The 24,697-nt window shown below is 72.3% G+C and carries 22 protein-coding genes and 1 pseudogene; 10 read left to right on the top strand and 13 right to left on the bottom strand.

The genetic code is table 11. From position 1 onward, the window contains the following. Positions 1–5: 5 nt before the first annotated feature. Positions 6–1,001 (bottom strand): Gfo/Idh/MocA family protein, encoded by a 996-nt coding sequence (locus tag RI138_RS07770; RefSeq protein WP_311122818.1) that lies wholly within the window; start codon positions 999–1,001, stop codon positions 6–8. A 112-nt stretch (positions 1,002–1,113) separates the two neighbouring features. Between RI138_RS07770 and RI138_RS07765 the strand changes: the two genes are divergently transcribed. Further along, positions 1,114–2,439 carry a multidrug effflux MFS transporter gene (locus tag RI138_RS07765; RefSeq protein WP_311119317.1) on the top strand — a complete coding sequence of 442 codons (1,326 nt, stop codon included), beginning with the start codon at positions 1,114–1,116 and terminating at the stop codon, positions 2,437–2,439. A 25-nt stretch (positions 2,440–2,464) separates the two neighbouring features. Here the strand turns inward: RI138_RS07765 and RI138_RS07760 are convergent, their stop codons facing one another. Further along, on the bottom strand, positions 2,465–3,790 hold the full coding sequence (locus tag RI138_RS07760; protein WP_311119316.1) for a hypothetical protein: 1,326 nt from the start codon (positions 3,788–3,790) through the stop codon (positions 2,465–2,467). 253 nt (positions 3,791–4,043) lie between these two features. Between RI138_RS07760 and RI138_RS07755 the strand changes: the two genes are divergently transcribed. After that, the gene (locus RI138_RS07755) at positions 4,044–5,039 is read left to right on the top strand and encodes a small ribosomal subunit Rsm22 family protein (protein ID WP_311119315.1); all 996 of its coding nucleotides are present in this window, start codon (positions 4,044–4,046) and stop codon (positions 5,037–5,039) included. Between the two features lie 6 nt (positions 5,040–5,045). Here the strand turns inward: RI138_RS07755 and ddaH are convergent. Next, a pseudogene (ddaH, locus tag RI138_RS07750) lies at positions 5,046–5,882 on the bottom strand (dimethylargininase); the annotation flags it as partial. Positions 5,883–6,075: 193 nt separating this feature from the next. Between ddaH and RI138_RS07745 the strand changes: the two are divergent. Then, on the top strand, positions 6,076–6,705 hold the full coding sequence (locus RI138_RS07745; RefSeq protein WP_311119313.1) for a TetR/AcrR family transcriptional regulator: 630 nt from the start codon (positions 6,076–6,078) through the stop codon (positions 6,703–6,705). 153 nt (positions 6,706–6,858) lie between these two features. After that, positions 6,859–7,605, top strand: a complete 747-nt coding sequence (locus tag RI138_RS07740; RefSeq protein WP_311119312.1) for a bifunctional DNA primase/polymerase — start codon at positions 6,859–6,861, stop codon at positions 7,603–7,605. Between the two features lie 63 nt (positions 7,606–7,668). Here the strand turns inward: RI138_RS07740 and RI138_RS07735 are convergent, their stop codons facing one another. The 4 genes from RI138_RS07735 to RI138_RS07720 form a co-directional block, all read right to left on the bottom strand. Continuing rightward, on the bottom strand, positions 7,669–8,658 hold the full coding sequence (locus RI138_RS07735; protein ID WP_311119311.1) for a hypothetical protein: 990 nt from the start codon (positions 8,656–8,658) through the stop codon (positions 7,669–7,671). A gap of 131 nt (positions 8,659–8,789) precedes the next feature. Further along, positions 8,790–9,632, bottom strand: coding sequence for a heme ABC transporter ATP-binding protein (locus RI138_RS07730; RefSeq protein WP_311119310.1), 843 nt, complete (start codon positions 9,630–9,632; stop codon positions 8,790–8,792). Beyond that, positions 9,629–10,756, bottom strand: coding sequence for a FecCD family ABC transporter permease (locus RI138_RS07725; RefSeq protein WP_311119309.1), 1,128 nt, complete (start codon positions 10,754–10,756; stop codon positions 9,629–9,631). The genes RI138_RS07730 and RI138_RS07725 overlap by 4 nt, the downstream gene beginning before the upstream one ends. Beyond that, positions 10,753–11,844 carry a heme/hemin ABC transporter substrate-binding protein gene (locus RI138_RS07720; RefSeq protein WP_311119308.1) on the bottom strand — a complete coding sequence of 364 codons (1,092 nt, stop codon included), beginning with the start codon at positions 11,842–11,844 and terminating at the stop codon, positions 10,753–10,755. The genes RI138_RS07725 and RI138_RS07720 overlap by 4 nt, the downstream gene beginning before the upstream one ends. 142 nt (positions 11,845–11,986) lie before the next feature. Here RI138_RS07720 and RI138_RS07715 point away from each other — a divergent pair, with 142 nt between their 5' ends. The 3 genes from RI138_RS07715 to RI138_RS07705 all read left to right on the top strand — a co-directional run bounded on the left by RI138_RS07715 (position 11,987) and on the right by RI138_RS07705 (position 15,903). After that, on the top strand, positions 11,987–13,441 hold the full coding sequence (locus RI138_RS07715) for an HtaA domain-containing protein (protein ID WP_311119307.1): 1,455 nt from the start codon (positions 11,987–11,989) through the stop codon (positions 13,439–13,441). 85 nt (positions 13,442–13,526) lie between these two features. Continuing rightward, a complete protein-coding gene (locus RI138_RS07710; RefSeq protein WP_311119306.1) occupies positions 13,527–15,101 on the top strand; it encodes an HtaA domain-containing protein in 1,575 nt (524 codons plus the stop codon). 130 nt (positions 15,102–15,231) lie between these two features. Beyond that, positions 15,232–15,903 (top strand): PhzF family phenazine biosynthesis protein, encoded by a 672-nt coding sequence (locus RI138_RS07705; protein ID WP_311119305.1) that lies wholly within the window; start codon positions 15,232–15,234, stop codon positions 15,901–15,903. Positions 15,904–15,943: 40 nt separating this feature from the next. Here RI138_RS07705 and RI138_RS07700 read toward each other — a convergent pair whose 3' ends face one another. The 3 genes from RI138_RS07700 to map form a co-directional block, all read right to left on the bottom strand. Further along, positions 15,944–18,142 (bottom strand): trypsin-like serine protease, encoded by a 2,199-nt coding sequence (locus RI138_RS07700; RefSeq protein WP_311119304.1) that lies wholly within the window; start codon positions 18,140–18,142, stop codon positions 15,944–15,946. 399 nt (positions 18,143–18,541) lie between these two features. Next, the gene (locus tag RI138_RS07695) at positions 18,542–19,207 is read right to left on the bottom strand and encodes a biliverdin-producing heme oxygenase (protein ID WP_311119303.1); all 666 of its coding nucleotides are present in this window, start codon (positions 19,205–19,207) and stop codon (positions 18,542–18,544) included. Positions 19,208–19,414: 207 nt separating this feature from the next. Further along, positions 19,415–20,272 carry a type I methionyl aminopeptidase gene (map, locus tag RI138_RS07690; RefSeq protein ID WP_096627603.1) on the bottom strand — a complete coding sequence of 286 codons (858 nt, stop codon included), beginning with the start codon at positions 20,270–20,272 and terminating at the stop codon, positions 19,415–19,417. A gap of 58 nt (positions 20,273–20,330) precedes the next feature. On the opposite strand from map, the gene RI138_RS07685 reads away from it, so the two are divergent. After that, complete coding sequence (locus tag RI138_RS07685) at positions 20,331–20,588, top strand: hypothetical protein (protein ID WP_311119302.1); 258 nt, start codon at positions 20,331–20,333, stop codon at positions 20,586–20,588. Between the two features lie 28 nt (positions 20,589–20,616). Here RI138_RS07685 and RI138_RS07680 read toward each other — a convergent pair whose 3' ends face one another. Next, positions 20,617–21,939: an MFS transporter gene (locus RI138_RS07680; RefSeq protein ID WP_311119301.1), complete on the bottom strand. Its 1,323-nt coding sequence runs from the start codon at positions 21,937–21,939 to the stop codon at positions 20,617–20,619. Positions 21,940–22,096: 157 nt separating this feature from the next. Then, the gene (locus tag RI138_RS07675; protein WP_311119300.1) at positions 22,097–22,699 is read right to left on the bottom strand and encodes a hypothetical protein; all 603 of its coding nucleotides are present in this window, start codon (positions 22,697–22,699) and stop codon (positions 22,097–22,099) included. 140 nt (positions 22,700–22,839) lie between these two features. Here RI138_RS07675 and npdG point away from each other — a divergent pair, with 140 nt between their 5' ends. Together npdG and RI138_RS07665 are read left to right on the top strand one after the other, a co-directional pair. Continuing rightward, positions 22,840–23,550, top strand: a complete 711-nt coding sequence (gene npdG, locus RI138_RS07670; RefSeq protein WP_096627607.1) for an NADPH-dependent F420 reductase — start codon at positions 22,840–22,842, stop codon at positions 23,548–23,550. Between the two features lie 106 nt (positions 23,551–23,656). Beyond that, positions 23,657–23,839: a hypothetical protein gene (locus RI138_RS07665; protein WP_096627608.1), complete on the top strand. Its 183-nt coding sequence runs from the start codon at positions 23,657–23,659 to the stop codon at positions 23,837–23,839. A 4-nt stretch (positions 23,840–23,843) separates the two neighbouring features. Here the strand turns inward: RI138_RS07665 and RI138_RS07660 are convergent, their stop codons facing one another. Then, a complete protein-coding gene (locus RI138_RS07660; RefSeq protein WP_311119299.1) occupies positions 23,844–24,650 on the bottom strand; it encodes a site-2 protease family protein in 807 nt (268 codons plus the stop codon). Positions 24,651–24,697: the final 47 nt, after the last annotated feature.

Below are 24,697 nucleotides of genomic sequence, written 5' to 3'. Positions count from 1 at the left end.
AGGCGTCAGCGGTCCGCCGGGTAGCGGACGCCGATGCGGTCCCGTACCGCGTCGAGCGTCCGCATCACCGCGAGCGAACCCTCCAGCGGTACGAGCGGGGACTCGCTCTCGCCCGCCCGCACCGCGCGCATCACCTCGGCCGCCTCGTACTGCATGCCGGACAGACCCTGCGGGCCCGGCCCCGAGGTGACCGTCTCCGGCTCCCGGCCCGGCCGGTGCAGCACGAAGTGGTCAGGGTGGAAGAAGTCGCGCGGAACGTCGATCCGGCCGGCCGTGCCGATGACGGTGGCCGCCGTCGGGTGGTGGCCGACGATCGAGCAGGAGAGCAGCGCGGTCGCGCCCGACTCCCAGCCCAGCAGCATCCCCGTGTTCAGGTCGACGCCCTCGGGCGAGAGCAGCGCGTCGGCCCGCACCCGGTCCGGCTCGCCCAGCAACAGGTGCGCGAAGGACACCGGGTAGACCCCGAGGTCCAGCAGCGCCCCGCCGCCGAGGTCCGGGTCGCGCAGCCGGTGGCCCGGGGCGAAGCCGCCCGCGAAGCCGAAGTCCGCCTGTACGGTGCGGATCTCGCCGATCGCCCCGTCCCGGACCAGTTCGGTCAGCCGGCGGACCACCGGGTTGAGGTAGGTCCACATGGCCTCCATCAGGAAGAGACCGCGCTCCCGGGCGAGCGCGACCAGCTCCTTCGCCTCCCGGCTGTTGAGCGTGAACGCCTTCTCGCACAGCACGTGCTTTCCCGCCCTCAGCGCGAGCGAGGCCGCCGCGTGGTGCGCCGAGTGCGGGGTGGCCACGTACACCACGTCCACCGTGTCGTCGGCGACCAGCTCCGCCCAGCTTCCGTAGGCCCGCCCGATCCCGTGGCGCTCGGCGAACGCCCGCGCCGAGGCCTCCGTACGCGAGGCGACCGCCACCACCTCGGCGCCCGGCAGCCCCTGCACGTCCGCCGTGAACGTCCCCGCTATGCCGCCTGTCGCCAGCACGCCCCAGCGCACCGTCCCGCTCATGTCCACGTTCATGTCCGCGCTCATGCCCGTCCCCACCGCCGCGACGAAAAGGTATCGACCACTCCGGCCGAGCTGAGAGCATAGATGCGGATTCAACGATGTGGAGACGAGAATGCCGGACAGCGGCGGCAGCCGGTCCCAGCGAGAACACATACCCACCCCCCGGAGCGAACAGCCCGGCGCAGGCGCTCCGCCCGTCTCTCCGAAGCGGACGAAGGCCGCCCGGCGCACCGGGCTCCTGGTCACCCTGGTCCTCGGAGGGCTCACGGCGCTGCCGCCGCTCTCCATGGACATGTACCTCCCGGCGCTCCCCGCCGTCACCGACTCGCTGAACGCCCCCGCCGCCACCATCCAGCTCACACTGACCGCGTGCCTGGCGGGCATGGCGCTCGGGCAGCTCGTCGTCGGCCCGATGAGCGACCGGTGGGGCCGCCGCAGGCCGCTGCTCCTCGGCATGGTCGTCTACGTCATCGCCACCGCGATCTGCGCGCTGGCGCCCACCGCCGGGCTCCTCGTCGGCTTCCGGCTGCTCCAGGGCCTCGCGGGCGCCGCCGGGATCGTGATCGCCCGGGCGGTGGTGCGCGACCTCTACGAGGGCGTGGAGATGGCCCGGTTCTTCTCCACCCTGATGCTGATCTCCGGCGCCGCCCCGATCATCGCCCCGCTGATCGGCGGGCAGGTCCTGCGGGTCACCGACTGGCGCGGCATCTTCGTCGTGCTCACCGGCGTCGGCATCGTGCTCACCCTCGTCGTCTGGAAATGGCTCCACGAGACGCTGCCGCCCGGCAGCCGCCACACCGGCGGGGTCGGCGAGGCCCTGCGCACCATGCGCGGGCTGCTCGCGGACCGGGTCTTCACCGGCTACATGATCGCGGGCGGACTCGCCTTCGCCGTCCTGTTCGCCTACATCTCCGCCTCCCCGTTCGTCGTGCAGGAGATCTACGGGGCGTCCCCGCAGACCTTCAGCCTGCTGTTCGGGCTCAACTCGATCGGGCTCATCGCCGTCGGGCAGATCAACGGCAAGCTGCTGGTGGGCCGGTTCCGCCTGGACAAGGTCCTCGGGCTCGGTCTCGCGGTCATCGTGCTGGCCGCCGTCGCGCTGCTGCTCATGACGACCGGCGTCTTCGGCGAGGTGGGGCTCGCACCGGTCGCGGCCGGGCTGTTCGTGCTGATGTCGGCGATGGGCCTCGCGATGCCGAACACCAACGCCCAGGCCCTGATGCGGACCAAGCACGCGGCGGGCTCCGCCTCCGCGCTGCTCGGCACGTCCTCGTTCCTGATCGGCGCGATCGCCTCCCCGCTGGTGGGCATCGCGGGGGAGGACACGGCCGTCCCGATGGCCCTCGTGCAGGTGGTCTGCGCCCTCGCCGCGGTCGGCTGCTTCCTGGGGCTGTGCCGCCCGTGGCAGCGCACGGACCGCGAGGCCGGGGGACTGTAGGGGATCACCGGGGGACTGCGGGGGATCAGTCGGTGCGCGGGTAGCCGATCAGGTGCGTGCGCTCCTGCCGGTCCGTCCAGCGGAACACCCCGACCCCGGTCGTCTCGATGCCCGGCAGCCGCGCGTTGCGGGCCAGCCGGTCCGTCGTCCAGGTCGCGAAGTCCATCGACACCGGGAGCCCGCCGCCCGCCAGCGCCTCCGACGCGTCGCGCGCGTTCTCGGCCCCGTAGGCGATGCCGTCGTCCGTCACCGTGGCCAGCGTCAGATGGCCGACGCCGCCCTCGTCCTCGAAACAGCGGCCCCGCTGCGCCGCCAGGTCGAAGGCCAGGTTCCCGGCGATCAGATAGTCGCCCGAGGGGGAGAGCACCGCCTGCGGATAGCGCCCCGGTTTTATGGCGGGCCGGTGGCACTCCACCGAGGCCACCGCCTCGCCGGTCACCGCGTCGTGCACCGCCCACAGCTCGTGGGTCGCCGCCCGCTTCGCCTTCCTCGCCAGGGCCCACTTCGCCAGCACCAGGTCCGAGGTCACCGAGGTCGGGACGCCGCTGGTCCGGTCGGTGCCCTTGGGCGCCACGTTCCGGCTGAACCAGCCGCCGTGCACCCAGAACTCCCGGGCCCCGCCGACCAGCAGCCCCCCGATGGTCTGCCCGTGCACCTCGGTCAGCTGCTTGCAGGCCGGGCAGCCCTTCGGGTACTTCAGTTCGTCCGCGCTCAGCTCCGACACCGTGCCGGTCACCGGGTCGACCAGCACACTGTTGGCCTTCCCGTCGCTGATCACGATGTCGGGCCCGCTCGCGCTGACGTCCGGGGCGCCCTGCCACGGCACCTCCACGCGCTGCCAGGACCCGTTCGTGACGTCGTACAGATCGAGCGAGAGGAAGGTGCTCGACGGTGACATCCCGTCGCCGACCTTCCCGTACGACCAGGTCACGAAGAACTGCCGGTCGCCCCGGGTGACGGTGGCGATCCTCGGGTAGTGCAGCGGGTCCGGCTGCCGCCAGGGCTGACCGCGCCAGCCCGGCCTGCCGGTCGCCGTGTCGACCGTGCGCAGCCGGTAGCGGTTCCCCGCGGACCGCTCCAGATAGGCCACCAGGCCCGTCGCGTGGGAGACCGCGATCTCGGGGGAGGAGCCGATGATCTCCCAGCCCCGGTCCGTCGTGTACTGCGGCGGAACGGTGAGCCGGGTCACCGGACCGGCACTCGCCGCCGCGGGCCTGGCCGTGCCGGTGGCCGCGTCGCCCGCCTTGCCCTTCCCGTCGCCGGGGCTCCCGCCGCAGGTCGCGAGCAGCAGGAGCAGGGCGAGGAAGACCACCCCGCCGACCAGGGCCAGCCGTACGATCTTCCGTCTCATGGCTTCCCGGCTCCCCCGCTGAACAAGGCCGCTTGGACAAGGTCCTCCGGCCATGGCCGCATGCCCATGGCCGCCTCGATATGGCCGCTGGGGCCAGGCCGATCTCGCGCCGGTCAGCGTAGCAACAGGCCCAACGCGAAGAGGAGTTCACTTCCCGCCCTGTTCTGCGGCTGTTCCAGGGCTGTGCCGCGGCTGTTGCGGAGCCGCCGGGCCCGAATACGCCCGGCGCTCTCCCCGCGCCTACAATTCGGCGGTGAACGTCACCCTCCCCACCGCTCAGTCCCTGCGGGCGGCGCTGTCCGGACTGCTCGACGGGCTGCCACCCAAGCAGGCCGCGCAGGCCGTCGACCGGCTGATCGCCAGCTACCGCGGGGAGACCCCGACCAGCGCGCCGATCCTGCGGGACCGTTCCGACGTCCTCGCGTACGCCGCGTACCGGATGCCCGCCACCTTCGAAGCCGTACGCTCCGCCCTCGACGCCCTCGTCGAGGCCGCGCCCGACTGGGCGCCCGCCACCCACACCGATGTCGGCGGCGGCACGGGCGCGGCGAGCTGGGCGGTGGCCGGGGCCTGGGACGGCCCGGCCACCACCGTCCTTGACTGGGCTGAGCCCGCCCTCGCGCTCGGCCGCGAACTGGCCGAGGCGTCCGGGGTGCCTGGGCTGCGGGCGGCCCGGTGGGAGCGGGCCAGGATCGGTGCGGCGCTGGAGCTGGCGCCCGCGGACCTGGTCACCGTCAGCTACGTACTCAAGGAGCTGACCGTCCAGGCCAGGACCGAGCTGGTCGACGCGGCCGCCGCGGCCGGCCAGGCCGTCGTCATCGTGGAGCCGGGCACCCCCGACGGTTACGCCCGGATCATCGAGGCCCGCGACCGGCTGATCGCCGCCGGGCTGCGCATCGCGGCCCCCTGCCCGCACAGCGACGCCTGCCCGATCGCACCCGGCACCGACTGGTGCCACTTCTCGGCCCGGGTCAGCCGCTCCTCGCTGCACCGGCAGGTCAAGGGCGGCTCCCTGAGCCACGAGGACGAGAAGTTCAGCTACGTCGTCGCCACCCGCTTCCCCGCCGACCCGGCCCCCGCCCGGGTCACCCGCAAGCCGCAGATCCGTAAGGGCCAGGTCCTGCTGGAGCTGTGCACCCGGGACGAGGGCCTGGCCCGCTCCACGGTCACCAAGCGCCACGGCGAGCTGTACCGGGCGGCCAGGGACGTCGCCTGGGGCGACGCCTGGCCGTCGCCGGACACTCCCTAGCCCTCCCTAGCCCCGCAGCTCCTGCGTGCAGCACTTCACGCTGCCGCCGCCCTTCAGCAGCTCGCCCAGGTCCATCGGAATCGGCTCGAAGCCCCTCTCCCGCAGCGGGTCGAGCAGGCCCGTCGCACCCTGCGGCAGCAGCACGTGACGCCCGTCGCTGACCGCGTTGAGGCCAAAGGCGGCCGCGTCCGCCTCCCTGGCGAGCAGCGCGTCCGGGAAGAGCCGGCGCAGCACGGCCCGGCTGCCGGGGGAGAACGCGTCCGGGTAGTACATGATCTCGTCGGCCGCCGCGTCCAGGACGCACAGTGCGGTGTCCAGGTGGTAGTAGCGCGGGTCCACCAGATCCAGCCCGATCACCGGCAGTCCGAAGAACTCCTGCGCCTCGGCGTGCGAGAGCGGGCTGGCGCGGAAGCCGCGCCCGGCCAGCAGGTACGAGTCCGTGACGGCGAAGTCGCCCTCGCCCTCGTTGACGTGTTCCGGCTCATGGACGTCGGTGAAGCCGTGCGCCCGGAACCAGTCCCGGTGGGCCCCGGCCTCCTCGAACCGCTCCCGGTAGGCGAACAGGGCGCCGAGCACCCGCCCGCCGATCACCGTGGCGCCGTTGGCGGCGAAGACCATGTCCGGCAGGTCGGGGCGGGGTGTGAGCAGCTCGACGGTGTGGCCGAGACCGCGGTAGCGGTCGCGCAGGTCCTCCCACTGGGTCTGGGCCAGCGGCAGGTCGACGGGTTTCGACGGGTCCATCCACGGGTTGATGGAGTAGGTGACCCGGAAGTGCGTGGGCGCGCACATCAGGTAGCGACGAGGGGTGGCGTCACGGTTCAACTGGGGCTCCTCGCGAACGGCGGCCGGGGCCGCGGAACGGTGGGATGCGCGCGGTCCGCGCGTGAGCCCATGGTGCGCCGTGCGCGCCCGATCCGCAGTGAACCGATCGGGTGGTTCACCGGACCGCCCGGCCGCGGCCGCCTTCCGGCCATCCAGCGGGATCGTGAACGCAACAAGACGATACGTATCGGCTCGTCGGCGGTAAATTGGCCGTATGGCACCCACCAAGTCCCCCGACTCCAGCCGCCGCAGCGACCGCTCCCGCCGGGCGATCTACGACGCCGCCCTCGCCCTCGTCGGCGAGGTGGGGTATCCCCGTACGACGGTCGAGGGTATCGCCGCCCGCGCCGGGGTCGGGAAGCAGACCATCTACCGCTGGTGGCCCTCCAAGGCGGCCGTCCTGATGGAAGCCTTCCTGGACCTGGCCGACCGGGCCGCCGAGGAGGCCGCTGCCCAGCCCGGCGGCGTCGCGCGGGGCCTTCCCGACACCGGCGACCTGGCCGCAGACCTCAAGCTGGTCCTGCGGGCCACTGTCGACGAGCTGAACGACCCGGTGCTGGACGGCCCCACCCGCGCGCTGACCGCCGAAGGCATCGTGGACGCGAAGCTGGGCGCCGAATTCATCGGGAAGCTGCTCGACCCGCAGCTCGCGCTGTACGTCACACGGCTCCGGGCCGCCCAGGAGGCCGGCCAGCTCCGTGCCGACGCCGATCCGCGGATCGCCCTGGAGCTGCTCATCGGCCCGCTCTTCCACCGCTGGCTGCTCAGGACCCTGCCGCTCACCCACGCCTACGCCGACGAGGTCGTCGACTACGCCCTGGGCGGGCTGGGGGTGTCCCGCTGACCCGGTGCCCGTGAGCCATATCCGCTATGTGGTGACATCGGGCGTGATGGTGCTCACTCGGCGCAGTGGTACGGGGCCCCGTAGGTGAACTCTGGCCACCCGAAGCGCAGGATGGTGCGACCATGGAGGGGCAACGCTGAGGTGAGGGGATAGATGGGCGCCGATTCCGGCCGCTATCGCGGCACAGAGAGCAGGATCTCCCAGTGGTTGCGGCGACGCTCCAAACCACAGGGAGCCGAGGCCGCCGACACGGCCAGAGTGCAGCTGCTCCTGGCCGTCGCCGACGCGGGCATGCCCATCGCCCCCGCCGCCCATCCCCAGGGCTACCGATGTTCCTGCGAACGCATCGGATGCCCCACCCCCGCCCGGCACCCCATCTCCTTCGCCTGGCAGACGCAGTCGACCACCGACCGTGCCCAGATCGAGCGCTGGGCCGGCGGCCAGCCCCTGGCCAACTTCATCACCGCGACCGGCATGATCCACGATGTGCTGGACGTCCCGCTCACCGCCGGCCGCAGCGCCCTGGAGCGCCTTCTCGCCGCGGGCATCGACGTCGGCCCGGTCGCCCAGTCCGGCGACGACCGGATGCTCTTCTTCACCGCCACCCGCGGTACCCCCGAGGACGAGGACGAGTGGTGGCCCTGCGAGCTGGACTGCCACCCCGAGACCATGGACGCCCATCCGGGCCTGCGCTGGCACTGCCGGGGGAGCTACGTCCTCCTGCCGCCCGCCCGGCTCCCCGGTGAGGTCGATGTCCACTGGGTGCGCGGCCCCGAGCACGAGCTGCCCGACCCGCTGACGCTGCTGGAGACGCTCACCGACGCCTGCGCACGGTATGCGGGCAGTGCCGAGCAGAGCGAGCTGGACCACGACTCGATCGCCTGGCCGATGAGCCGATGAGACGCTGAGCCGGTGGGGCCCGGGGGAGGTGCCCGGTGGCCCGGGGAGCACGGCGACCCGTCGCTACTCGCCCTTCGCCGCGACCAGGCCCGGCAGCCGGTTCAGTATCCGCACCTTGCCGCCGCCGTCGGCGCCGCGCGCGGGCACGTGCGCCAGCTGGCTGGAGACCCGCTCCTTGGTGAGGCTGCTGTTCACCTCGCCGGTGAGCAGCGCCTCCACATCCGCGTTGACCTCCGGCTTGAGCCCCTTCGCCGCGGTCTGCCGCTCGAAGTGCTTGCTGCTGAAGAAGACCAGCGCCCCGCCGTCCTCGGTGCGCAGCCCGAGCGGCGCGAACGTCGTCGCCGTCATCGGCTGGTCGATGTACTGATACGAGAACCCCGCCCGCCGCGTGGTGCGGCGCGTCTCGCGCCAGCCCGAGGTCGATGCGCCGGGTGCGAACACGTCCGGTGCGCCGTCCTTGAGATACGTGGTGTAGGTGCTGCTCAAGTCGGCCGGGGGGACGGCCAGTCCACCGTCGCGCGGCTCGACCGGCGTGGCCAGCCCGTCCCCGTCCAGAGCGAACTCCGGCACCTGGGATACCGGGACGACCCCGAGATAGGCCGCCTTCCACACCGCGTCGGGGGCCGTCCGTACGAACACCACCAGCCAGCGGGTGTCCAGCTTCCCGCCGTCCTGGTCCCGGTTGGAGTCGGTGTCCGCGAGGAACCAGCGCGGCCAGCCCGCCTTCTTCGGTATGACGTACGTCGCGTCGTCGAGGACCAGCGGCTTGTGCGCCTTGTTGCCGTCGGGGTTGTACGTCTGCCGCGCCTTCAGCCCGGCCTGGTTGATCGCGCCGAGCGAACCCGTCACCCGGTCCGCGTCCAGCGCCGGATCGAACGCCTTGTCCGCCGCGTTGTAGGCGGTGAGGAAGTCCGTCAGGGCCTGCGCGGCCTCGGACTCCGTCGCTCCGGGCAGCACCGCCAGCTCCCCGTGCACCGTCATGCAGCCGCTCGCCGTCATGCACAGCACCGTCGCCGTGGTGAGCCCCGCCGTCAGTCGACCCAGCCTTGTCATCCGTTGCTTCTGCGCCTTCTGATCCGTCGCCCGCACTGACCGTCGAAACCCTACCGGGCGGCGAACGGCGTGCGGGCCGGGACCTGGTACAGCGTCCACACCGTGACCTGACGGACCGGGTCCGCCCGCCCCTAAGGGCTGTCGCGCACCGGCACGACCAGCGGTGTGCCCGTGCGCGGATGCGGGAAGACCTCCACCGGCTGCCGGTACACCTTGCCGAGGAGTCCGCCGCTGAAGACCTGCTCCGGCGGGCCCAGTTCCGCGATCCGCCCGGCGTGCAGCACGGCGGCCCGGTCCGCGTACGCGGCGGCGAGCCCCAGGTCGTGCAGTACGACCACCACGGCGTCCCCGGCGGCGGCCCGCTCCCGGCAGATCCGCAGCACCAGCTCCTGGTGGCGCAGGTCCAGGGCGGCGGTCGGCTCGTCGAGCAGCACCAGCGGGGCCCGCTGCGCCAGCACCCGGGCGAGTGCCACCCGGGCCTTCTCACCGCCCGACAGCGCTTCGAAGGGGCGGGCGGCGAACCGGGTCACCTCGGTGGCCGCCATCGCCGCCGCCACCGCCGCGTCGTCCTCGTCCTCCCGCTCCGTACCGGACCAGGGCGCCCGTCCCATCCGTACGACGTCCTCCACCGGGAACGGGAAGGACAGCGCGGCGGACTGCGGCAGCACCGAGCGGCGCAGGGCCAGATCGGGCGCGGACCACTCGGCGGCCGGGCGCCCGCCGATCCTCACCTCACCGCTCCCGGCGGGCAGATCGGCGGCCAGCGCCGCCAGCAGGGTCGACTTGCCCGCGCCGTTCGGCCCCACCAGGGCGACCACCTCGCCCGCGTGGGCGGTCAGGTCGACGGAGTCCAGCACCTGACGCTGCCCCAGCCGGACCGACAGAGCGGCGGCCTCGACGGCGGGGGAGCCGGGGGAGAGAGGAGTGGGCAGCTCCCGGGTGCGCACCGCGAACAGGTCTCTCAGCGTCCTCATGCCCAACCACCTTGCCTACGACGGGTCCTGCGCAGCAGCCAGAAGAAGAACGGGCTGCCGAAGAGCGCGGTCAGCACCCCGAGCGGCAGTTCGGCGGGGGCGGCCACGGTCCGGGCCGCGAGGTCGCCCGCCACCAGGACCAGCGCGCCGCCGAGCGCGCTGCCCGGGACGAGGAAGCGGTGACCGGGGCCGTTCGCCATCCGCAGCAGATGCGGGACGAGCAGACCGACGAAGGAGATGATCCCGGCGACGGCGACCGCGGCGGCCGTCAGCAGCGCCACGACCAGGACCAGGATGATCCGCAGCCGCTCCACGTCCACGCCCAGGTGGCGGGCGGGCCGCTCGCCCAGGGCCAGCAGGTCCAGCTTGCGGGAGTAGAAGGGGGCGACGATGAGCCCGGCCAGCGCGCACGGCAGGACGGCGAGCACCTTGGGCCAGGTGGCCTGGGAGAGCGAGCCGAGCTGCCAGAAGGTGATCTGGGTGATCTGCGCGTTGTCCGCGAAGAAGATGAACAGACCGATCAGCGCGCCCGCGAAGGCGTTGACGGCGATGCCGGTGAGGATCAGCGTCACCACTTCGGTGCGGCCGCCGGACCGCGAGAGCGCGTAGACGAGCAGGACGGTTCCCAGCCCGGCGATGAACGCGAAAACGGTGATGGTCCAGTTGCCGAGGAAGCTCAGCCCGAGCGCGATCGAGGCGACCGCGCCGACCGCCGCACCCGCCGAGATCCCGATGACGCCGGGCTCGGCGAGCGGGTTGCCGAACACGCCCTGCATCAGGGCGCCCGCACAGCCGAGGGACGCGCCGACGAGCAGCGCCAGGGCGACCCGGGGGAACCGCACGTTCCACAGGACGCTCTCGCCGACCCGGTCCAGCTCATGGCCGCCGAGCCCCATCCGATGCTGCACGGAGGACAGGACGTCCCCGAGCGGGATGGAGTACGCGCCGATCGCGGCGGACAGCAGCGCACCGGCGAGCAGGGCGACGGAGAGCCCCAGGGTGAGCACGAACGTCTTGCTCCGGGGGGACTTGGGGGCGGTGGCCGCAGCCTCGGTGGCGGGTGCGGGTGCCTCCTCGGAGACCGACTCACCCTCGCCCGTACGTTCCTCGTACGAGGTCGTCACTTGTCCGTGCCGCCCTTCGCGTACAGCTGCTCGACGATGTCCGTGAGCACCTGGTCGGTGCGCGGGCCGTAGTTCAGCAGCACGCCGTCGTCGACCGTGACGACCCGGCGGTCCATTCCGGCCGGGGTCTCCGCGATGCCGGGGATCTTCACCAGGCCGTCCATGCCGCCGACCGACTCGAACCCCTTGGTCATCAGGAGGATCGCGTCCGGTGCGGCCTTGGCGAGAGCCTCGCTGGTGATGGCGGTGAAGTCCTTGCTCAGGCCGGACTCCTTCCCGGCGTCGACCGCGCCCGCCGCCTCCAGCAGCGAACTCGCCCCCGACTCCGCGCCGCCCAGCAGATAGACGGAGGCCGAACCGCGCAGATAGAGGAAGGCCACCCGGGGCTTCTCGCCGTCGGCGGGGTCCGGGACGGACTTCTGGACGGCGGCGATCCGGTCCTCGGTGCGCTTCTTCAGTTCGGTCCCGGCGGACGGTACGCCGAGCGTCTCGGCGACCGTGTCGATGCGGCGGCCGACGTCGCCGAGTCCCTTGGCGGGCTCGACGACGACCAGCGGGATGCCCGCGTCGCGGATCTGGCCGATCGCCTCGCTCGGGCCGGTGGTGGTGTCCGCGAGGACGACGGTCGGCTTCAGCGAGAGCACACTCTCCGCCGAGACGTCGTGAGCGCGGGTCACCACCGGGAGCTTCTCGGCCTGTTCGAAGGTGGCGGTGATGTCGCGGGCCACGACCTGCTTGCCGAAGCCGAGGGTGAAGACGATCTCGCTCAGCGATCCGGTCAGCGGCACGATCCGGTCGGTGGAGTCGACCGTGACCTTCTCGCCGTCCGCCGAATCCACCGTCACCGGCAGCTTCGGGGCGGGCGCGGCGGCCAGCGGCTCCACCCGGTCCGGGGCGGCGGCGCCCCTGGCGGACCCGGGCGCGGGCTCGTCCCCTCCGCCGCAGCCGGTCAGGACCAGGGCGAAGGCCACCGCGGCGGTGAGGGCGGCGGCAGCCCTGCCCCGGGCCGGGCGGCGGAGCGCCGTACGCCCGGCGTCAGGGCCCTCGGTCTCAGGGCCTCTCGGGGCGAAGTCCTGCGAGATGCGCACGGGGCACCGTCCTGTCGTTCTGCGGTCCGCGGTGGGTGGTTGGGATGTGGCGGGAGTGCGGAGGTGCCGACGGGGTTCCGGCACCGACTGGGAATACCTTAGGTTAGCCTTACCTATGTATCCAGTCCCTGGAGGGTCCCTCATGCTGTCGTCCAGATCCGCCCGCGCGCTCGCCGTCGCGCTCCTCGCGGTGCTGTCGGCGGCCCTGCTCCCCGCCGCCACCGCGCAAGCGGCAAGCCGTACGGTGCAGGGCGGCCGGCTGGACTGGGGCATCAAGTCCTCCTTCCAGAGCTACGTCACCGGGCCCATCGCGAACGGCAGCTGGAACCTGACCGGCGGTGCCGCGACGGTCGGCGGCAGCCAGTTCCGCTTCCACTCCGCGGCCGGCTCCTACGACCCGGACACCGGGGCGTTCAGCTCCGGCTTCTTGGGCGGGGTGCACTTCACCGGTCACCGGAAGGCCGACGGCGGCAACGAGCTCGACCTCAGGATCAGCCGTCCCACGGTCCGGATCAACGGCGGCAGCGGCACGCTCTACGCGGACATGGTCAGCAAGGAGCGGGGGACCGGCAAGGTCTCCAACCGCTCGCAGGTCCCGCTCGCCGCGCTCAACCTGTCCGGGATCAGCATGAAGGGCGGTTCCACCCCCATCGCCCTCAACAACATCCCGGCGACGCTGACCGCCCAGGGCGCCTCCGCCTTCGCGGGCTACTACACCGCGGGCACCCCGCTCGACCCGATCAGCCTCTCCGTCGACACCAAGGGCGCGGCCGAACCGAAGCCGTCCCCCTCGGAGAAGAAGGACGACGCGGACGCCGAGAAGGACGAGAAGAAGGACAAGGCGGACAAGGAGAAGGCGGGCCGCTTCGAGGACGCCGCCGTCGACTGGGGCGTGCGCCGCACCTTCCGCGAGTACGTCACCGGCTCCATCGGCCAGGGCAAGTGGACACTCGCCGACGGTGCCCAGGACGGCGGGGCCCTGTTCCGCTTCCCGCAGGGCAAGGGCACGTACGACGCGAAGAGGCAGACCCTGGACGCGGACTTCAGCGGCAGCATCCGCTTCACCGGCGCCCACGAGCTCGACCTGAAGTTCGCCGCCGTCACCGTCAGCGTCGCCCAGGGCGAGGGGACCCTGTCGGCGGACGTCACCAGCGAGGGCAAGACCACCAGGAACGTGCCGCTCATCACCTTCGCCGCCGAGGACTTCGCGCCGAAGGAGGGCCTGGCCGTCCTCACCGAGGTCCCGGCGACCCTCACCGCCGACGGCGCCGAGGCGTTCGGCTCCATGTACAAGGCGGGCACCGCGATGGACCCGGTCTCGCTCGCCGTGGCCGTCGATGAGAAGGCCCAGCTGCCCGCGCTGCCCGACCTCGGCAGCGAGCCGACGGCGGCCGCCGAGCCCACGAAGAAGCCCTCGGCCGAGCCCTCCACCCAACCGGCGGCGGCCGTCTCGGACTCGGGCACCGGCACCGGCACGTACGCCGCGATCGGCGGCGGTGTGCTGCTGCTCGTCGCGGCCGGAGCGGCGTTCTTCGTCCTGCGTCGCCGCACCGCGCAGGCGGCCCCCGAGTCCCCTGACTCCTCCCGGACTTCCTGACCTCCCCCCCAGGCGCGCTTTATGGATCATCGCGCCGCCCCTCCCGCTTCTCTTCCGCCCCTGTCCTCATAGGAGACCCACCGACATGGCAGCAACTCGCCGCCCGACAGCCCTCGCCGCAGCCGTCGCCACGGCGGCCGCGCTGGGCGCGACCTTCGCCCTCCCGGCCATCGCGGCCGACGGCCCCTCCCCGAAGGCGGCCGCCGCCGCCCCTTCGGTGATCTACCAGCTGGAGTCGGGCACCTTCGACTGGGGTCTCAAGGAGTCCTTCCGCGCCATGATCGACCGGTTCGGCGGCACCGCCACGCTGGCCGACGGAGCCACGCGGAACGAGGACGGCTCGTACAAGTTCCCCCTGGACAAGGGCGAGTACGCGCTCGGCACCCACGCCGTGACGTCCTCCTTCAAGGGCAGCGTCCACTACGAGGCGCACGGCGGCGCCCTGGACATCAAGCTGTCCGACGTCAAGGTCCTCACGGTCGGCAAGAGCGGCCGGATCACCGTCGACGTGACCACCAAGTCCCCGGGCAAGGACGCCGTCGTCACCGACGATCTGGCGATGGCCGATCTCGACCTCACCGACGTCGAGGCCTCGAACGGCGTGGACGGCATGAAGTTCGCGAGTATCCCCGTCACCTTCACCAAGGAGGGCGCGGCGGTCTTCGGCCCGCCCTACGAGGAGGGTGAGCCGATCGACCCGGCCACCCTGACGGTCAAGCCCCTCGCCACGACCCCGACCGAGCAGCCCACCGGCAAGCCGACCGAGCAGCCGACGGGCAAGCCGACCGAGCAGCCCACGGGCGAGCCGACGGGTCAGCCGACCGGCCAGCCGACGGGTCAGCCGAGCACCAACCCCACCCCGTCCGGCTCCGAGACGGCCGAGCCCACCAGCGGCCCGGTCGTCGACGGCACCCTGGACTGGGGCGTCAAGGCGTCCTTCCGCTCGTACGTCGTCGGCCCGATCGCGCACGGCAAGGTCGAGACGAGCGGCGGCGCCGCCACCGCCACCGACGGCTACCGCTTCAGCAAGGCCACCGGCCACCTCGACGCCGACAAGAACACGCTCAACGCGGCGTTCAAGGGCAAGGTGCGCTTCCTGGGCCACGAGACGAACGGCGAGTACGTCCTCGACCTCTCCCTCAGCAACCTGAAGGTCGACATCGAGGGCGCCTCCGGCAAGCTCCTCGCCGACGTCTCCGCCAAGGACCGCGGCACCGGCAAGGTCGCCGAGCGCACCGGCCTGGCTCTCGCGGACCTGAAGGTGCCCGCGGGCGCGCTCGCCGCCAAGGACGGCATCGTGAACCTCAAGGACATCCCGGCGACCCTCACCGAGGCCGGTTCCCAGGCGTTCGAGGGCATGTACAAGAAGGGCGACGAGCTCGACGCCCTGAACGTCGCGGTCTCCCTCGACGAGGACGCGCGGCTTCCGGGCGGTTCGACCGGCGGCTCGGGCTCCACGGGCTCCACGGGCGGTTCAACCACCACCGGCGGCACGGTCGGCGGCTCCACCACCGGCGGTTCGGTCGGCGGCTCCGGCGCGCTGGCCTCCACCGGCTCCGACGTCCCGGCCGGCGCCCTGATCGCCGCCTCGGGCATCGTCGTGGCGGCCGGTGCCGGTGTCGTGATCGCGGCGCGCCGTCGCCGTAACGCCACCGCCTGACCGACCGGCACCACCCGCACCACTGAACGACCCGCAGGGCCGTACCGGCAGCAGCAGTGCTCCCGGCGCGGCCCTGCGGCCGTACCCGCTCGGTTCCCGTACCGCCGTCCGGCAGTGCTTGAATGCCCCCGTGAACGACTACGACGTACCCCCGGGCATCGACGTCCTGCGGGTGTTCTGCGGGCCCGACGGACGCCACGGCAATGCTCTCGGGGTCGTACGCGACGGAAGCAGCCACCCCGACGAGCCCTCCCGGCAGCGGCTCGCCCGGCAACTCGGCTTCAGCGAGACCGTGTTCGTCGACGACCCGGAGCGCGGACGGGTGGACATCCACACGCCGGGGCTGCGGCTGCCGTTCGCCGGGCACCCGCTGGTCGGCACCGCGTGGCTGCTGGACCTGGAGATCCTGGAGCTGGACGTCGGGGACGTGTTCGCACGCCAGGACGGGGAGTTCACCTGGATCACCGCCCGCCCCGAGTGGGCCCCGCCGCGCACGCTCCAGCAGTACGCGACGGCGGAGGAGGTGGAGGCGCTGCCCGGGCCGCCGCCCGGCGAGGGCTGGCTCTACGCGTGGGCCTGGGAGGACGAGGCGGCCGGACGGGTGCGTGCGCGGGCCTTTCCCCGGCGCGGCGAGGGCATCGTCGAGGACGAGGCGACCGGGGCGGCGGCCATGCTGCTGAGCGCGCACCTCGGCCGGGCCCTGAACATCAGACAGGGACGCGGCTCCCAGATCCTCACCGCTCCCGCGCCGGACGGCACGGTGGAGGTCGGGGGCCGCGTCCTGATGGCCGCCCGGGGCTGAACCCCGGACGGCCGTTGTTCCGGCTTCGGTCGGTGACCGCCTACTGGATCGCGCTGCCGAACGCCTCGCCGACGGCCGGGAGGCCGCCCTTGCCCGGCTCGTAGCTGGTCACGGGCTGGACCGGGCCGCCGGTGACGTTGGACCACGGCATCAGATGCGCGGCGCCACGGGCGCCCGGACCGTCGGGCATACCGATGTACAGGTGCGTCGGGGTGGCCGTGATGCTGCTGCCGACGTACTGCTTGGTGCCGGGGGCGCCCGGCAGACCGGGCGCGCCGCCCGGGGAGATCCAGCGGTCCGCGGCGCCGGGGGCGCCGAGCAGCGAGAACTTCTGGATGGCGCCGGAGTCCACGACCGCGCCCTCGTTCTCGCCCGGGATGCCGACGGCCAGCAGCATCGTCGCGGTCGTACCGACGTTCCTGGGACGGGTGTTGACGGCGGCGACCCGCTCGCCGAACCGGTCGCCCGCCTCGGCGGCCCCGGTGACGTCGGCCTTCTCCTGGTGGATGTCCTGGAGCTCGCTGACCGTGCCGCCCGCCGTGATGCGCAGGACGACGACCCGGCCCGCGTTCGTCTTGTTCACGTCCGAGACCTTGAGGCCCTCGCCCGGGGAGCCGACGGCGAGGATCGAGTCGCTGTCGGTGGCGGCCCCTTCCGGCCGGTGCGAGGTCATCGACAGGGCCTTGCCGAACAGGTCGTTCGCCTCGTTCACGCCGCTGATGCCCTCGGTGTCCTGGTGGAGCGCCTTGACCGGGGTGGGGATCTTGTTGGCGTTGAGGTCGTGCTTCAGGATCTGGATGGCGCCGGTCTTCGCGATGGTGCCGATGGCCTCGTTGGGGATGCCGATCGCCAGATGGTTCGGTGAACCCGCCACGGAGTAGCCGAACTGGTCGCCCTTCTCCGCGCCCCCCGGGACGGATGCGGTGTTCTGGTTGATGGCGACGTTCGTGTCGCCCCGCAGGTAGATCGCGTTGCCCGCGTCGGCGACGGAGCCCAGGTCCTCACCGGGCACGCCGATCAGGATGTACGGATCACCGGCCGCGGTCTTCCCGGCGGCGACGGAGAAGCCCATGTGGTCCTTGGCCTCGGAGGCCGAGCCGAGGAGCGCTCCGGCTCCCCTGCCCTGCTCGAACCAGGTCCCGCCTCGGCCCTTGCCGAGCCCCGCGGGCGAACCGTAGACGATCTGCACCGCCCCGGCGTCGGCGACCTTGCCGATGTCCTCGTTGGGCACGCCGACCACCAGATCGGTGTAGCCGTCGGCGTTGTAGTCCACCGTGGCCAGCGCGGTACCGAAACCGTCGCCCGCCTCGGGTCCACCGTTGACACCGGGACTGCCCTGGACCAGCTCGCCGACGCCCGCGCCGTTGCCGTACACCACGCGGACCAGTCCGGCACCGGCCGCGCCGGCCACCGCGGCCTTCGGGTCGGCGACGGCCACGTCGCGGTGGCCGTCCCCGTTGAAGTCGACGAACGGGGCGGCCGTCACGGTCTCGGTGACCCACGCGTGCAGGTCGTCGACCCGGCTCTCCACCGCGCCGGTACGGGTCTCCTCCTCCGTCGTGCCGAAGCAACCGCCCTGCCAGGAGCGGCTGTTGACGGCGACGAGCTCGACGTTCCCGCCCTGCTCGCGCAGCATCGGGCCACCGGTGTCACCGGCGCACACGGCGGCGCCGTCCAGGCCGGTGATGTTCACGGTGGTCGCGTCGGCCTGGTCGACGGAGAAGCGGCCCTGGTGCATCTTCACCGGGGCCCACTCGTCCGCAGTCCGGCCGAAGCCGGTCCCGGTGAGGGTCTCGCCCGGGGCGGGCGGCGTCGCGGCGAGGGGCGCCGGGGCGATGGTGGTGACCGGCTTGGCCAGCCGGGCCAGCACCAGATCCCGGTCGGCGCGGGGCACGAGCTCGACGACCGTGCGGACCTGGCCCGCGGTGGTGGTGCTGTCGGTGCGGCCGATGACGGCGGTGGTGGCGTCCTTCGGCGCGCCCGGCGGGAGCTGGAGGGCCCCGGCCGGGTTGTCCACGAAGCAACTGGCCGCCGTCAGGACCCAGTCGCGGTCGACCAGCGTGCCGGAGCACGCGCGCTTGCCGTCGCCTATGTCCAGACGGGCGGTGAACGCGTACGCGTTGTTCGCGGACGGGGTTCCCACGATGGCATGGGCCGCGGGGGCGAGGAGGGTACCGGAGACGAGAGCCGCTGCCAGCAGGCCGCTCGTCACAGCCGCACGGGGGCGGAGGTGTGACACGGTGGCATTTCCTGTCGGTAGGTGTAGTCGGTACGGGAAACACCCCGGAAGCCCGGAAGCCCGAAAGGAGCACTCGGGCCCGGGTGGTGGTGTTGCCCGCGCTGGACATGACCCGGCGGCGGAATACCCCTTTCAGGCATGGCACCCACGCATTAGAAGGCCCCCCGCCCGGATGTCATGTGAAAGTGAAGTGAAGACGGCATCGGAATCTACCCGCAGGTCGATGGGGCGTCAAACCTCTGGCGGCAGCACCGAATTGCCCTTTTCGTACGGCGAAAAAAGGGGAAATGGGGAAAAGGGGAATGGAGGGCGGCTCCACCGGAACCTCCGGTGGAGCCGTACGTTCACGCTGTGCGGATTTACGCGCCGATGCTCAAGTGCCGCTCCCTCACGGGAAATTCACGCGCTGCGCGGGAAGACCTCGCCCAGCTCGCGGAAGACCGCGGTGTTCAGCGCGAAGGCCCGCTTGCACTCCTCGATGATGCGCTGCTTCTCCAGGTCGTCCGCGTTCACCGCGTCAAGCAGTTCGCGGTAACCCCGCTTGAAGGCGGCCGGGTTGGTGATCTGCTCGAAGACGTAGAAGCGCACGCCGTCGCCCTTGCGCTCGAAGCCCCAGGTCTTCTCCGCCTTGTCGCGGATGATCTGACCGCCCGAGAGGTCGCCGAGGTAGCGGGTGTAGTGGTGGGCGATGTATCCGGCGGGCCAGGTGCGTGCGCACTCGGCGACCCGGGCGGCGTACGCGGCGGTGGCGGGCAGCGCCTCCAGGTCCTCGCGCCAGTTCTCCCCGCGCAGGTGCGCGAGGTCGCGTTCCAGCTCGGTGGAGCGCATCAGCTCGGGCTGTATGAACGGGCCCGCGACCGGGTCGTCGCGCAGGGCCTCCGCGCCCTCCTCAAGCGCCTGGTACACGAACCACAGCTGCTCGGTGTAGCGCGTGTACGCGTCCACTCCCAGCCGCCCGCCCAGCAGGTCACCCATGAACGTCGAGGTCTCGGCCTCGGTGTGCTGTTCGTGCGACGCGGTGCGGATGAGCGTCGAGAAGGGAGTGACGGTGGCGGTTGCGTCCAAGGCGGGCCTCCGGGGACCGAGGGGGACGGGAAGTCCAGAAAGAGACGGAAATGTCGGCAGGCGACCGCCGCGACGGTGCGGCGGTGCGCGCCGGTACGCCCGATCCTCCTACTTAGGTTTACCTAAGTCAACTGGTTCCCGACTGCTTGTCGGTAAAAAACTACGCCCCGAAGGCTGGAAATGGGTGCTTAAGGGTTTTTTGGGTGATTAAGGGAGGGTGAGGATCTCCGCCCCGGTCTCCGTGACGACCAGCGTGTGTTCGAACTGGGCCGTCCGCTTCCGGTCCTTCGTCACCACGGTCCAGCCGTCCTCCCACATGTCGTACTCGTGGGTGCCCAGCGTCAGCATCGGCTCGATGGTGAACGTCATCCCGGGCTGCATCACCGTGGTCGCGTGCGGGCTGTCGTAGTGCGGGATGATCAGACCGGAGTGGAACGAGGAGTTGATCCCGTGCCCGGTGAAGTCGCGCACCACTCCGTACCCGAACCGCTTCGCGTACGACTCGATGACCCGGCCGATGACGTTGATCTGCCGTCCCGGCCTGACCGCCTTGATGGCCCGGTTCAGCGACTCCCGGGTGCGCTCGACGAGCAGCCGGGACTCCTCGTCGACCTCGCCGCAGAGGTAGGTGGCGTTGTTGTCGCCGTGCACCCCGTTGATGTACGCGGTGACGTCCAGGTTCACGATGTCCCCGTCGCGCAGCACGGTGGAGTCGGGGATGCCGTGGCAGATGACCTCGTTGAGGGAGCTGCACAGCGACTTCGGGAAGCCCCGGTAGCCGAGCGTCGAGGGGTACGCGCCATGATCGATCATGAACTCGTGCGCGACCCGGTCGAGCTCGTCCGTGGTGACGCCCGGGGCGATGTGCTTGGCGGCCTCCTCCATGGCCTGCGCGGCGATACGGCCCGCGATGCGCATCCGCTCCACGGTATCGGCGTCCTGGATCTCCGGGCCGGTGTACGGCGTCGGGGCCGGCTTCCCCACGTACTCGGGGCGCCGGATGTTTCCGGGTACGGAACGGACGGGAGTGATCTCCCCTGGTACGAGAAGCGACTGGCCAGACATGCCAGCGAGTCTAACCAGCGGCTCCGGGGCACCATGGCGATAAGGAAAGGAGCCGTCGATGGCCCTGTTCAAGAAGCGCACGGTCGGCAAACCGGGCGAGTGGTACTACTGCCTCCAGCACAAGAAGGTCGAGGAAGGCCCGGAGTGCCCGGCGCTGAACCGGTTCGGCCCCTACACCTCCCGCGAGGCGGCCCAGCACGCGATGGACACGGCGCGCGAACGGAACCTCCAGTGGGAGACGGACCCGAAGTGGCACGACGAGGACAAGGGCACATCAAGCCCGTCCGGCGAGAACCCCAGCACGTCCGGCGACTGAGGAGCGGGGTACGGAGCGGAGCCCCGGATCACCCCTCCACCCGGGCCTCCCGCCTCCGTACCGCGTCCTCGTCCGTCTCCGAGTCGTACCGCACCAGCTTCGGCAGCGCGGCGGTCAGCAGCGCCACCGACGCCACACATGCCACCCCGCCCGTCCAGATCGCCGACCGGGTCCCGGTCCAGCCCGCCATCGCCCCGGCCCGCACCTGCCCCAGTTGCGGGCCGATGCTGTACGAGAGCACCTCGATGCCCGCGAGTCGGCCCCGCAGCTCCTCCGGGATGGTCTGGTTCCAGATCGTCGCGCGCCCCAGCCCGCTCAGCATGTCGCCCGCCCCCGCGACGGCGAGGCACAGCAGCACCACCCACACGCTGGAGAACCAGCCCGCCGCGGCGATCGCCAGCCCCCACGCCGTCGCCCCGAACACCACGAACAGCCCGTGCCTGCGCACCCGGGACGTCCAGCCGCTGGTGAGCCCCAGCGCCAGCGAGCCGACCGAGCCCGCCGCGTACATCAGGCCCAGCGACCACTCGGCGTCCAGCTCGTCCGCCAGGAACGGGAAGATCGTGTTCGGGAAGGCGAAGAACATCGCCGCCAGGTCGATCGCGTACGTCCCCAGCAGCACCGGCCGGCTCCAGGCATACCGCGCCCCCTCCACGATCCCGCGCAGCGACGGCTTCGCCGCGTCCCCGGCGGGCGGCGCCGGGGCCAGGCGCAGACAGAGCACGACGGAGACGGCGAACGTGCCCACCGTCACCGCGTACGCCGTGCCGTGACCGGCGTACGCCACCACCAGACCGGCCAGCGCCGGGCCCGCGATCGCCCCGATCTGCCAGCGCAGCGAGTTCAGCGCGGCCGCCGCCGTCTGCTGGGCGTGCGGCACGATCCGGGCCATCAGCGAGTCCAGCGCGGGCCGCTGGAGCCCGGCCAGCGCCGACACCCCGCCCGCCACCACGTAAAGCGGCCACAGCAACGGCTCCGGCAGCAGGGCGTTCACCAGCAGGACCGCCGCGAGCACACCGAGCCCGGCCTCGGTCAGCAGGATCACCCGGCGCCGGTCCACCGAGTCCGCGAGCGCCCCGCCGTACAGCCCGAAGACCACCAGCGGCACCAGCTCCACCGCGCCCATCGCCCCGACCGCGAGCGGCGAGCCGGTGAGGTCCTTGATCTGGAGCGGCAGCGCGATCAGCGCCATGAAGCTGCCGAAGTACGTGATCAGCCCCTGGACCCACAGCAGCCGGAAGTCCGCCGAGGACCGCCACGGCGAGAGGTCCGGCAGCAGCGCGCGGAGCCGCGCCGACGGCGGCGAGGAGGGGGAGTCCGGGGAGGAGGGGGAAGGCGGTGCTGAGGTCACGAGGGGCCATGTTCGGTACTGCTGGGTGCCCGGAGCAACCGGATTTCGGGGTGAGCGGTCCGGGGTACCCCGAATCCGGTGGCCGGTCCGGGGTGGCCTGAACCTCCGGGGCGGGCGGCCCGAGCGGCCCCGAATCTCCGGGTAGCCGCGGCGCGCGCTACCAGCCGGCGGGCGGCGGCTGGGTCAGCTGGTCGGCGAGCCGGGCGAGCCGGTCCCGGAAGGTGCGGCGGCCGCGCGCCGGAGGCGCCCCGTTCTCCCCGGCGGCCGCGCTGACCAGGTGCTGCACGAGGTCCAGGTCCACATCGTCGGTCCCGCCGACCGCCAGCGACTCGTGCGCCAGGGAGCCGACCTCCGGATCGCCGCCGTCCAGGGTGAGCACCCGCGCCCCGGCCCGCCGCGCGTCGTGCACCCGCTCCAGCAGCCCGCTCTCCGGCCGCTCCGGCGCGACCAGCACCAGCGTCTCGCGCCGGCCCGCCGCCTCGATCCGGCCGAGGCCCACGGCCAGATGCGCCGGATCACCGGGCGCCACCCGGTGCCGTACGAGCGTGGGCACCAGCTCCGGCAGCCCCGACCACGCGGACTCGTCGGTCAGATGGGCCGCCAGATGCCACGGCTCGTACCGCTCCGTCCCCACCAGCAGCAGCCCGCCGCCCTGCGGGAGGACGGACGCGCGCAGGGCCAGCGCGAACCGGCGGGCGGAGTCCGGCCACCCGGTCCCGGCCAGTACGTCACGGAGCAGGGCGACACGTACGGCATCCATGGCCCGGCATCCTGCCCCGCGCCCAGCCCCGGCCGGGCCCGTCGCCCTGCCCCTCACCCGAACGGGGGACCGGGTGCTGAGCGGGACCGCCTGCCCGGGGGGCGGCCGCACGGCCGCTACCTGGCAGTAGGGTCGGCCCCATGACTACACAGGACAGCGGCAGCGCGCCCAAGCCCCCCGTCAAGGACCCCTGGGACCTTCCCGACGTCTCCGGCCTGAGCGTCGGCGTGCTCGGCGGGACCGGCCCGCAGGGGCGCGGTCTCGCCTACCGGCTCGCCCGCGCCGGACAGCGGGTCACCCTCGGCTCCCGGGACGCGGCGCGGGCCGAACAGGCGGCGGCCGAGCTGGGCTTCGGCGTCGAGGGCGCGGACAACGCGGAGTGCGCCCGGCGCAGCGACATCGTGATCGTCGCGGTGCCGTGGGACGGTCACGCCAAGACGCTGGAGTCCCTGCGCGGGGAGCTCGCGGGCAAGCTCGTGATCGACTGCGTCAACCCCCTCGGCTTCGACAAGAAGGGCGCCTACGCCCTCAAGCCGGAGGAGGGCAGCGCCGCCGAGCAGGCCGCCGCCCTGCTGCCGGACTCCCGGGTCACCGCAGCCTTCCACCACCTCTCCGCGGTGCTGCTCCAGGACGAGTCCATCGAGGAGATCGACACCGACGTGCTGGTCCTGGGCGAGGTGCGCGCCGACACGGACATCGTGCAGGCGCTGGCGGGCCGCATCCCCGGGATGCGCGGCATCTTCGCGGGCCGGCTGCGCAACGCCCACCAGGTCGAGTCACTGGTGGCCAACCTGATCTCGGTCAACCGCCGCTACAAGGCGCACGCCGGGCTCCGCACCACCGACGTCTGACGTCACCCACGCCCCGGCACCCGGAGGTCCGGGCCCCAGGCGGGGCACAACGGGGCATGGGGGACACTGGACGGGACCGTGACCGTTCCCGACAGGAGCCGCCCCCATGCCCCGCCTCGCTCTCCTCGCCCTCGCCGTCTGCGTCCTCGCCGTCGCGGCGGCCGTGATCTCCTTCGTCCAGGGCAGCCTGCTCGGGATCATCTGGGTGCTGATCGCGGGGCTGTCGTCGAACATGGTCTGGTTCTACGTGCGCAAGCACCGTATGACCGCTTCCGAAGCCGCTCGCTGACCCGTCACCCCACCGCGCAGGCCGGGTCCTGCTCGTCGAAGAACGCCTTCCAGAAGCGATAGGTGTCCAGGCCGCAATAGCGCTGGACCTCGTCGACCCCCAGGGCCCGCAGCAGCGCGTCGATCCCGTCGAAGAACGCGATGTTCACGCCGGGAATCCACAGGACGGCGAACACCGCGATCAGCCCGAACGGCGCGATCGGCTCCACCTGGCGGCGGATCCGGTACGAGAGCCAGGGCTCGATCACCCCGTAGCCGTCCAGCCCCGGGATCGGCAGGAAATTCAGGATCGCCGCCGTCACCTGGAGCATGGCCAGGAACGCCAGCGCGTACTGGAAGGCGAGCGGCACCCCGTCGAGCGCGTCCAGCCAGAACGGGGCGGTGCACACGATCGCGAACGCCACGTTCGTCAGCGGGCCCGCCGCCGAGATCAGGCTGTGTCTCCACCGGCCGCGGATGCGGGCCCGCTCGATGTAGACCGCGCCGCCCGGCAGCCCGATCCCGCCCATGATCACGAAGAGGACGGGCAGCACGATGCTGAGCAGCGCGTGCGTGTACGTGAGCGGGTTGAGCGTCAGATAGCCCTTCGACCCGACCGAGAGATCCCCGCTGTGCAGCGCGGTGCGGGCGTGCGCGTACTCGTGCAGACAGAGCGAGACGATCCAGGCTCCGGTGACGAACAGGAAGACCGCGAAGCCCGTGGCGTCCGCGAAACCCGTCCACACCGCCCAGCCCGCGACGGCGGTGACGGCGGCGATGCCGAGGAAGACCGGGCTGATCCTCCGGTCGCCACGGGTGGCTGCGGTGGTCATCGGCACACACTCCTGGAGCGGGGGACTGGAGGGCTGGGGCTGGGCGG

This window comes from Streptomyces durocortorensis (assembly GCF_031760065.1).
Taxonomy (GTDB): domain Bacteria; phylum Actinomycetota; class Actinomycetes; order Streptomycetales; family Streptomycetaceae; genus Streptomyces.
This window is presented reverse-complemented; position numbering and strand designations above follow the sequence as displayed.

What these genes read in the sequence shown, in the direction of transcription:
- RI138_RS07770 (WP_311122818.1), bottom strand. Translation starts at nt 1,001, where the DNA reads ATGAGCGGGACGGTGCGCTGGGGCGTGCTGGCGACAGGCGGCATAGCG.
- RI138_RS07765 (WP_311119317.1), top strand. Translation starts at nt 1,114, where the DNA reads ATGCCGGACAGCGGCGGCAGCCGGTCCCAGCGAGAACACATACCCACC.
- RI138_RS07760 (WP_311119316.1), bottom strand. Translation starts at nt 3,790, where the DNA reads ATGAGACGGAAGATCGTACGGCTGGCCCTGGTCGGCGGGGTGGTCTTC.
- RI138_RS07745 (WP_311119313.1), top strand. Translation starts at nt 6,076, where the DNA reads ATGGCACCCACCAAGTCCCCCGACTCCAGCCGCCGCAGCGACCGCTCC.
- RI138_RS07740 (WP_311119312.1), top strand. Translation starts at nt 6,859, where the DNA reads ATGGGCGCCGATTCCGGCCGCTATCGCGGCACAGAGAGCAGGATCTCC.
- RI138_RS07735 (WP_311119311.1), bottom strand. Translation starts at nt 8,658, where the DNA reads ATGACAAGGCTGGGTCGACTGACGGCGGGGCTCACCACGGCGACGGTG.
- RI138_RS07730 (WP_311119310.1), bottom strand. Translation starts at nt 9,632, where the DNA reads ATGAGGACGCTGAGAGACCTGTTCGCGGTGCGCACCCGGGAGCTGCCC.
- RI138_RS07715 (WP_311119307.1), top strand. Translation starts at nt 11,987, where the DNA reads ATGCTGTCGTCCAGATCCGCCCGCGCGCTCGCCGTCGCGCTCCTCGCG.
- RI138_RS07710 (WP_311119306.1), top strand. Translation starts at nt 13,527, where the DNA reads ATGGCAGCAACTCGCCGCCCGACAGCCCTCGCCGCAGCCGTCGCCACG.
- map (WP_096627603.1), bottom strand. Translation starts at nt 20,272, where the DNA reads ATGTCTGGCCAGTCGCTTCTCGTACCAGGGGAGATCACTCCCGTCCGT.
- RI138_RS07685 (WP_311119302.1), top strand. Translation starts at nt 20,331, where the DNA reads ATGGCCCTGTTCAAGAAGCGCACGGTCGGCAAACCGGGCGAGTGGTAC.
- RI138_RS07675 (WP_311119300.1), bottom strand. Translation starts at nt 22,699, where the DNA reads ATGGATGCCGTACGTGTCGCCCTGCTCCGTGACGTACTGGCCGGGACC.
- npdG (WP_096627607.1), top strand. Translation starts at nt 22,840, where the DNA reads ATGACTACACAGGACAGCGGCAGCGCGCCCAAGCCCCCCGTCAAGGAC.
- RI138_RS07665 (WP_096627608.1), top strand. Translation starts at nt 23,657, where the DNA reads ATGCCCCGCCTCGCTCTCCTCGCCCTCGCCGTCTGCGTCCTCGCCGTC.
- RI138_RS07660 (WP_311119299.1), bottom strand. Translation starts at nt 24,650, where the DNA reads ATGACCACCGCAGCCACCCGTGGCGACCGGAGGATCAGCCCGGTCTTC.